9 protein-coding genes are annotated in these 7,194 nt (G+C 65.7%); 1 reads left to right on the top strand and 8 read right to left on the bottom strand.

Going from position 1 to position 7,194, the window contains the following annotated elements; all coding sequences use genetic code 11:
• Positions 1 to 211 precede the first annotated feature (211 nt).
• Positions 212 to 436: a hemin uptake protein HemP gene (gene hemP, locus ARADN35_RS0101275; RefSeq protein ID WP_010458185.1), complete on the bottom strand. Its 225-nt coding sequence runs from the start codon at positions 434 to 436 to the stop codon at positions 212 to 214.
• On the opposite strand from hemP, the gene ARADN35_RS28160 reads away from it, so the two are divergent.
• Positions 435 to 629, top strand: a complete 195-nt coding sequence (locus ARADN35_RS28160; RefSeq protein WP_159103173.1) for a hypothetical protein — start codon at positions 435 to 437, stop codon at positions 627 to 629. The two genes, hemP and ARADN35_RS28160, sit on opposite strands and share 2 nt — an antisense overlap.
• Positions 630 to 695: 66 nt before the next feature.
• Here the strand turns inward: ARADN35_RS28160 and ARADN35_RS0101270 are convergent, their stop codons facing one another.
• The 7 genes from ARADN35_RS0101270 to ARADN35_RS0101240 form a co-directional block, all read right to left on the bottom strand.
• Entirely contained in the window at positions 696 to 1,106 is a 411-nt protein-coding gene (locus ARADN35_RS0101270; RefSeq protein ID WP_010458183.1) for an ExbD/TolR family protein, read from the bottom strand.
• 3 nt (positions 1,107 to 1,109) lie between these two features.
• A complete protein-coding gene (locus ARADN35_RS0101265; RefSeq protein ID WP_010458181.1) occupies positions 1,110 to 1,829 on the bottom strand; it encodes a MotA/TolQ/ExbB proton channel family protein in 720 nt (239 codons plus the stop codon).
• Between the two features lie 40 nt (positions 1,830 to 1,869).
• Positions 1,870 to 2,559, bottom strand: a complete 690-nt coding sequence (locus ARADN35_RS0101260; protein ID WP_010458178.1) for an energy transducer TonB — start codon at positions 2,557 to 2,559, stop codon at positions 1,870 to 1,872.
• 98 nt (positions 2,560 to 2,657) lie between these two features.
• Positions 2,658 to 2,930, bottom strand: coding sequence for a (2Fe-2S)-binding protein (locus ARADN35_RS0101255; RefSeq protein ID WP_010458177.1), 273 nt, complete (start codon positions 2,928 to 2,930; stop codon positions 2,658 to 2,660).
• A 117-nt stretch (positions 2,931 to 3,047) separates the two neighbouring features.
• Entirely contained in the window at positions 3,048 to 4,181 is a 1,134-nt protein-coding gene (locus tag ARADN35_RS0101250) for an alpha-hydroxy acid oxidase (protein ID WP_010458175.1), read from the bottom strand.
• On the bottom strand, positions 4,178 to 4,861 hold the full coding sequence (locus tag ARADN35_RS0101245; protein WP_010458173.1) for a Fe2+-dependent dioxygenase: 684 nt from the start codon (positions 4,859 to 4,861) through the stop codon (positions 4,178 to 4,180). The genes ARADN35_RS0101250 and ARADN35_RS0101245 overlap by 4 nt, the downstream gene beginning before the upstream one ends.
• A 75-nt stretch (positions 4,862 to 4,936) precedes the next feature.
• The gene (locus ARADN35_RS0101240; RefSeq protein ID WP_085940279.1) at positions 4,937 to 7,108 is read right to left on the bottom strand and encodes a TonB-dependent receptor; all 2,172 of its coding nucleotides are present in this window, start codon (positions 7,106 to 7,108) and stop codon (positions 4,937 to 4,939) included.
• Positions 7,109 to 7,194 lie beyond the last annotated feature (86 nt).

Here is a 7,194-nt window from a genome sequence, read left to right as displayed (position 1 = left end):
GCGTCGTCGTTTTTTGTTGGGTTCGAAGCTTCCTGGGGCGGGGAGAACTGGGCAGAAAAAAAGCCTGGCTACGCGGGCGAACCCGTTGGCTGGCAAAAACGACCCTTGCGAGCTTGTTGCAAGCCCGGGAGTCGCCCCACGATGAAACCTGTCTGGAGGGCCTGTGCTGGGCCTTTGCGTTCACCCGTTCACGCTGGAGGGAGAAACGCCGTTATTTGGTCAGGATCAGCTTGCCCAGCTTGGTGGCCTGCAGGCGGTAGACCGAACCGTTGTGGCTGATGGCGACCGCCTTCTGGCCTTGCAGCAAGGCACTGCTGTCCACGGCAGCAGCGCCAGCCTCTGCAAAAGGTACGGCCCCTTCGTGGCCGACCTGCGAGGCAGCCTTGTCGGCGGAAAGAGGACGCAGGAGCGAGGCGGCGGTCAATGTGGCTTGCATGAAGATTTTTCCTGTTGCGTTGCAGTGCGTTTTGTTAATGATAACGATTCGCAATTACAAGTCAAGCGGGTTTGATGTTTCTTTTTGTTGTTTTTTCTGGCCGGTCCGGGGGCGCTTTTCCGGGGACCTTCAACGCCGCTGCCCGGCCAGCAAAGCTGTACCGGGCAGCGGCTTGAACAGGCTGCCGGGCTGAGAGCCCGGCGGAGTCAGAGGCTGTTGGCGCATCGGGTGCGGCGGGCATGCCAACCGCACGCTCCGCTCAGGACTGGGGCTCGGTCACAAACCCGATCTTGCGCACACCTGCACGTTGCGCTGCGGCCATGGCCTGGGCCACGCGTTCGTAGCGCACTTCCTTGTCTCCGCGGATGTGCAGGTCAGGCTGGGGCTCCTTGGCGGCCTCGGCCTGCAGGCGGGGAAAGAGTTCTTCTTCCGTGACCTGCGATTCGTTCCAGAAATACTTGCCATCGGCCGACACCGACAGGCGCACGGTCTCGGGCTTGATGTTCTCGGGCTGGTTGGTGGCGCGGGGCAGGTCCACGTTGACCGAGTGCTTCATGACGGGCACGGTGATGATGAAGATGATGAGCAGCACCAGCATGACGTCCACGAGGGGCGTCATGTTGATTTCGTTCATCACGTCATCGGCGTCGTCTTGGGTTCCGAAGGCCATGGCTTAGCCACCTTTCTTCATGGGCAGGACCTTGCCTTGCTCGCCGGGCGCATTCACGCGGGCGCCGGTGACAAAGTAGGCGTGCAGGTCATGGGCGAAGCTGTTGAGGCCGCCCAGGATGGACTTGTTGCCACGCACCAGCGCGTTGTAGCCCAGCACCGCAGGGATGGCGACCGCCAGGCCCAGGGCCGTCATGATCAGCGCCTCGCCGATGGGGCCGGCCACCTTGTCGATGGTGGACTGGCCCGAAGTGCCAATGGCCAGCAGCGCGTGGTAGATGCCCCAGACGGTGCCGAACAGGCCAATGAAGGGGGCGGTGGAACCCACCGAGGCCAGGATGGCCAGGCCGGACTGCAGGCGCGACGTGAATTCGTCGATGCAGTTGCGCAGGCAGCGGGTGACCCAGTCGCTCACGTCCAGGCTGTCGTGCAGGTGCGCCTTGGTGTTGCGGTGGTGGGCCGTGGCCTCACGGCCTTCCAGCGCCAGGTGGCGGAAGGGGTTGGTCGGGTCGGCGCCCAGCTTGGTCAGGCCAGCGGCGAAGTCTTCGCTGTGCCAGAAGTCCTGGGCAGCCCGGGTGTGCTTCTTGAACTTGATGATGTCCAGGGCCTTGATGAGGATGACGATCCACGAGGCCAGCGACATGGCCAGCAGCAGGATGGCGACGGCGCGGGTGACAAAGTCGCCCTGGATCCAGACGTTGGCGATGCCGAATTGCGATTCCATGAGAAAAACTCCCTAAAGCGGTAATTGGTGGTGAATTTGGTTATTCGAGAACGAAGTTGACAGGGACCAGATTCCACATGGTCTCGGGCACGCCGTTGCGTTTGCCGGGCACGAAGCGCCAGCGCATGACGGCTTCCTGGGCCTGTCGGTCCAGGCGGTCGAAGCCGCTGGACTTGCTGATTTCCACCTTCTGCGGGGTACCGTCGATGCCGATCAGCACGCGCAGCATCACCTTGCCCTGCTCGCCCATGCGTTTGCTGATGGCGGGGTAGCTGGGTTTGGGGTTGTTCAGGTAAGCGGCGTCGCTGGACGGCAGCTCGATCTTGGGGGGGGCGGGCGGAGCCGGGGGCGCCGGGGCTGGCGCGGGCGGAGCCATGGGCGCCTCGATGGGGGGCGCAGGCGGCTGGGGTGTGGTGATGCCCGTGGGGGCATTGGGTGCGGGGGTGGGGTCTGCAATGGCCAACGGCATGGGCGCGGGGCGCGGAGCCACCTTGGGGGCGGGCTTGGGCGGTGGCGGGGGGGCGGGCGGCGGGGGCGTGATCTTGGGTGCGGCGGGTGGCGCGATGAACTCCGTCAGCAGTTCCGCCGGCACGATGATCTCGGCGGCCTTGCGCAGCAGGCCGGACTGCAGGGCCCAAAGGCCCGCAACATGCAGAGCGACGACAGAGCCCACGATCACGGTGTTGCGGCTGAACCCCCCGGGGGTGGCAAAACGATCAGGGTGAGACATAAAAATGATAGCGGCTAGCGCTTGTACATCAAGCGCTAGCGCCCTAAAAGACCTCGATTATTTGCGAAAAATCCACCAGGCCGAGCCTGCGACGAGGATCAGGCTGCCTGCGAGTGTAGAGAGGAGTTCCATGACTTGCTTTCCAGGATGGAGCTGGCAAGCTGGATCGTTTTCGGCGCTGCCTCATTGTGCAGGGCGGCCACCGGATTCGATGCACTGCACTGCGCCACGACATCGCGGGCACAACTTTCGCAGCACCCGCATTGGGTGGCCACGCCCAGTTCGAACTGGATTTCGTCAAAGCTCATGCCTGCACGTGCGTGGCGGGCAATCTCACGGTCGGAAATCCGGCGGCAAACACAGACGATCATGGCGGCAGGCAGTGTGGCTGGCTGTTGAAGGTGTCTGCATTATAAATACGAATCTATCGCATTTGCAATAAATCATTTCCCGCAACGGGGACAAAGCGCCAGATCGCCGGAAAGTCGTCAACGCCGCACCAGCAGCGCGGGGGAGGCGTCGGCCAAGGTGGCACAGCCGGTGAGCGCCATCGCGATCTCCAGTTCATCGCGCAACAGCCGCAACACGTGGGCCACGCCGGCAGCCCCGGCATTGGCCAGGCCGTGGACGGCGGGGCGCCCCACCAGCACGGCACTGGCCCCCAGCGCCATCGCCTTGAGCACGTCGGTACCACGCCGGATGCCCCCGTCCACCAGCACCGGCATCGTTGGGTGAACGGCGCGGACCGCCTCGACCACCTGCGGCAGCTGGGTGGCGGTGGCGGGCGTGGTGTCCAGCGTGCGCCCGCCGTGGTTGGAGACGATGATTCCTGCCACGCCCAGGCTGGCGGCCTCACGGGCGTCGTCGGGGTGCAGCACCCCTTTGAGCAGCACGGGCAGCCGGGTGATGGACTGCAGCCACTGCACATCGGCCCAGGTGGGGGCGTGGTGCAGCAAGTCATCGAACAGTGCGCTCTGGCCGGGGGCGAGCGGGACTTCCGGCGGGGGCAGCATGCCCAGCAGGTTGGCGGCGCTGATGCCAGCCGGCAGGCGGAACCCGGCCCGCCGTTCGCGGTCGCGTGCCCCGTGGCAGGGTGCGTCCACCGTCAGCACCAGGGCTTCGTAGCCCGCGCGTTCGGCCCGTTCGACCAGTTCACGGGTGAAAGCGCGGTCGTGCTGCAGGTACAGCTGGAACCACAACGGCCCCCGCCCCGCATCGTCCCGGATGGCACTGGCCACAGCCTCCAGCCGGGTGCTCGCCTGGGTGCTCAGCACCATGCCCGCGCCCAGGGCGGCCGCGGCATAGGCTGCGCCCAGTTCGCCGTCGGGGTGGGCCATGCGCTGGTAGGCCACAGGGGCCAGCAGGATGGGGTGGGCCAGCGTGCGGCCCAGCAGCTCCACGCGTGTGTGCCCGCCCGCCAGGGGCCGCAGCACGCGGGGCAGCAAGCCGATCTGGTCCCAGGCCCGGCGGTTGGCAGCCAGGGTGATTTCGTCGGCCGCGGCTCCGTTGAAGTAGGCCCAGGCCCCGGGCTCCAGGTGGGTGGCGGCATGGGCCTCGTGGTCTGCCAGGTTCACGATGCCGGGCGGCAGCGCGGTGCGGGGATCGGCGGGAGGCTGGCTCACGTATCCGCCCACATGCGCAGCAGGTTGTGGTAGGTGCCGGTCAGGGCCACGGTCTCGGGCGATTCGCCATGCTCCTGCCGCAGGCGCAGCAGGGCCATGTCCATGTTGTAGAGCAGGCGCCGCTGCTCGTCGCTGCGCACCATGCTCTCGATCCAGAAAAAGCACGCCATGCGGTGCCCACGGGTCACAGGGCTGACCTGGTGCACGCTGGTGCCGGGGTAGATGACCGCGTGGCCTGCGGGCAGCTTCACGCGCTGCTCGCCAAAGGTGTCGTCGATGCACAGCTCGCCGCCGTCGTATTCGTCGGGCTCCGACAGGAACACGGTGCACGAGATGTCGGTGCGCAGGCGCTCGCGCCGGTCGGCCATCTGGCGTACGGCGCTGTCCACGTGGTCGCCATAGTGGTTGGCCCCACCGCCGTAGCGGTTGATGCGCGGCGGGAACACCCGCTTGGGCAGGGTGGCGGTCAGGAAGAGCGCGCTGCGGTCCAGCGACGCCATCACCAGGGCCGATATGTGCTGCGCGGCCTCGCAGTCGCGTGGCAGTTGCTCATTGTTCTTGGCCTGGCGCGCCTGCGTGCCCGCGCTGTCCTTGCCATCGGCCCAGGGGGCGTTGCGCAGCAGCTGGCGGGCGGTCTGCAGGTCGTGGGGCGAGAGAAGGTCGGGGAGCGTGAGCAGCATGGCGTGGGTTGTAAAGCAAAAAAGCCGCCCCGGTAAGGGGGCGGCAAATACCTTGAAGAAACGTTGTGACGCAGATCAGAATTTCATGCTGGCCGTGACCTGGAAGATGCGGCCTGCGCCGGGCACGTAGTGGCCGCTGTAGATCGAGTCGGCGTAAAGCTTGTTCGTCACGTTGCTCAGGTTGGCCTTGATCGTGTAGCGCTCGTTGATGGCGTATTCGGCCATCAGGTCGGCGGTCACGTAGCCAGGCACTTCCCAGCCGGGGTTGCGGTTGGGGGTTTGCGAGCTGCGGAAGTTCAGGCCGCCACCCACACGCAGTTCAGGTGTGATCTGGTAGGTGGTCCACACCGTGCCGCTGTGGCGGGGCGTGAGCGATGGGCGGCTGCCCTGGCCTTCGGCGCCTTCAGCTCCGATGTCGATCTTGGCGCTGGGCATCCACATGTACGAACCGTAGACCTCCCACTTGGAGGTCAGGCGACCCGTGACGTCGATCTCGGCGCCGGCAGCGTGGCGCTTGCCCGACAGCACGGCGATATTCAGGTCGGGATCGGTGTTGCGCTCGCGGTACTTGGTGGAGTGGAACACGGCCAGGCGCGTGGTGAAGCGCTTGTCGGCCGAGTCGAGCTTGGCACCGATCTCGATGTTGCGGCTGGCTTCGGGGGGCGTGTTCACCGTCGCGGCGCTGTACGAATACGTGTCGCCCGAGGTGTTGAACGAGGTGCCGTACGAGAAGTGGTACGACTGCAGATCGTTGGGCTGGTACAGCACGCCCGCACGCTTGCTCCACTCGGAAATCTTCTGGCGGTAGCTGGTGGTAGTGACAGGGCCGGGGGCTGCAGCAGGGATGCCAAACGTGTTGTAGCTGCCATCCATGTTGTCGTAGCGCAGGCCGGCCAGCAGCTTCCAGTGGGGAGCGATCTGGATCAGGTCCTGGGCATAGAAGCCGTAGCCCTTGGCATCGAAGTCGCTCGACGTGCGCAGCACGCGGCGTGTTTCGTCCACGCCGACGCCATCGTTGGGCGTGGCCACGGTGGTGGGGGGCTTGACCAGGTCCACGCCACCTTGCGCGGCGTTGCGTGCGGCGTACACGGTCTTCTTCTCGTGCGCGAAGTCGGCGCCTGCCAGCAATTCGTGTTTGTAGCCCAGTGCTTCGAACTTCTTGCTGAAGTCGCTTTGCAGGTGCACGGTGTCCATGTTCTGGATCTTGAGCTGCGTGCCACGCGTCAGACGCGTAGCGGGGCCGAAGCTGTCCAGCGTTGCGGCGATGCCGCCTGGCTGTTGGGCCGCGGCGGCCAGACGCACGGTGCCGGCGCGCTGGTCGCGCTCGAAGCGGCCGAAACGCACCTGGGTCTTGAGCTCCGATTCGCCGTCAAAGCGGTGGATGTGGCCCAGCGTGGCAAAGCTTGCGCTGCCTGCGTTGTAGTCGCTGGCGGCGCCGTAGTAGTTCTTGGGGTCCAGCGGCAGCAGCGTGGTGTCGCTGACGGGCGAGTTGGCGCTGCGGCGGATCCAGGGCATGCCGTAGTTCATGCCGTTCTTGTTGTCCAGGTGGTACAGGCTCACGGCGAACTCGTCGCGCGTGCCGATGCCAAAGGCGTAGGTGCCTGCAATACCCTTCTTCTCAAGGCTGCTGCCCGAGCCGTTGTTGTCGGCCGTGGTGCTCATCGCGTTCAGGCGCAGGGCGGCGTTTTCACCCGTGAGGATGTTGAAGTCGCCCGTGATGCGGCGGTACTGGTGGCTGCCCAGGGTCAGGTCCACCTGGTGCGAATCGATGAGGCGGGGGGCCTTGCTGACCTGGTTCACAGCGCCGCCGGTGGAGCCGCGCCCAAACAGCATGGAGGCGGATCCGCGCAGCAGCTCGACGCGGTCCAGGTTGAAGGTGTCGCGGTCATAGAACGCGGGGTCGCGCATGCCGTCGATGAACATGTCGCCCGTGCTTTGGAGCGCAAAGCCGCGCAGGCGGATGTCTTCCTCGCCGCCCTCGGCCGCCAGGAAGGTGATGCCGGCGGTGTTCTTCAGGGCTTCCTTGACGGTGTCGAGGTTGCGGTCGTCGATGAGGCGCTCGGTGACCACCGTGATCGACTGCGGAATATCACGCAGTTGCTGCTTGCCCTTGCCAATGGTGGTCTCGGTGGCACGCACGCTGTCTTTGCCCTCAGGGGCTTCGGCCCGTTCCTTGACCACGACGGGCGCCAGTGTTTTCTCTGGTGTGGTGGTTTGTGCCATGGCGCCCACGGAGGCGGCCAGCATCAGCGCGCCCAGCGGAAGCAGTGCCTTGTCGGAGGACAAGCCGCGCGATGTGGTGGACACGGGGGAGGGAGAGGATTGTTGTGGGC

Origin of the sequence: Acidovorax radicis N35 (assembly GCF_000204195.1) — a bacterium.
Taxonomy (GTDB): Bacteria; Pseudomonadota; Gammaproteobacteria; order Burkholderiales; family Burkholderiaceae_C; genus Acidovorax; species Acidovorax radicis.
This window is presented reverse-complemented; position numbering and strand designations above follow the sequence as displayed.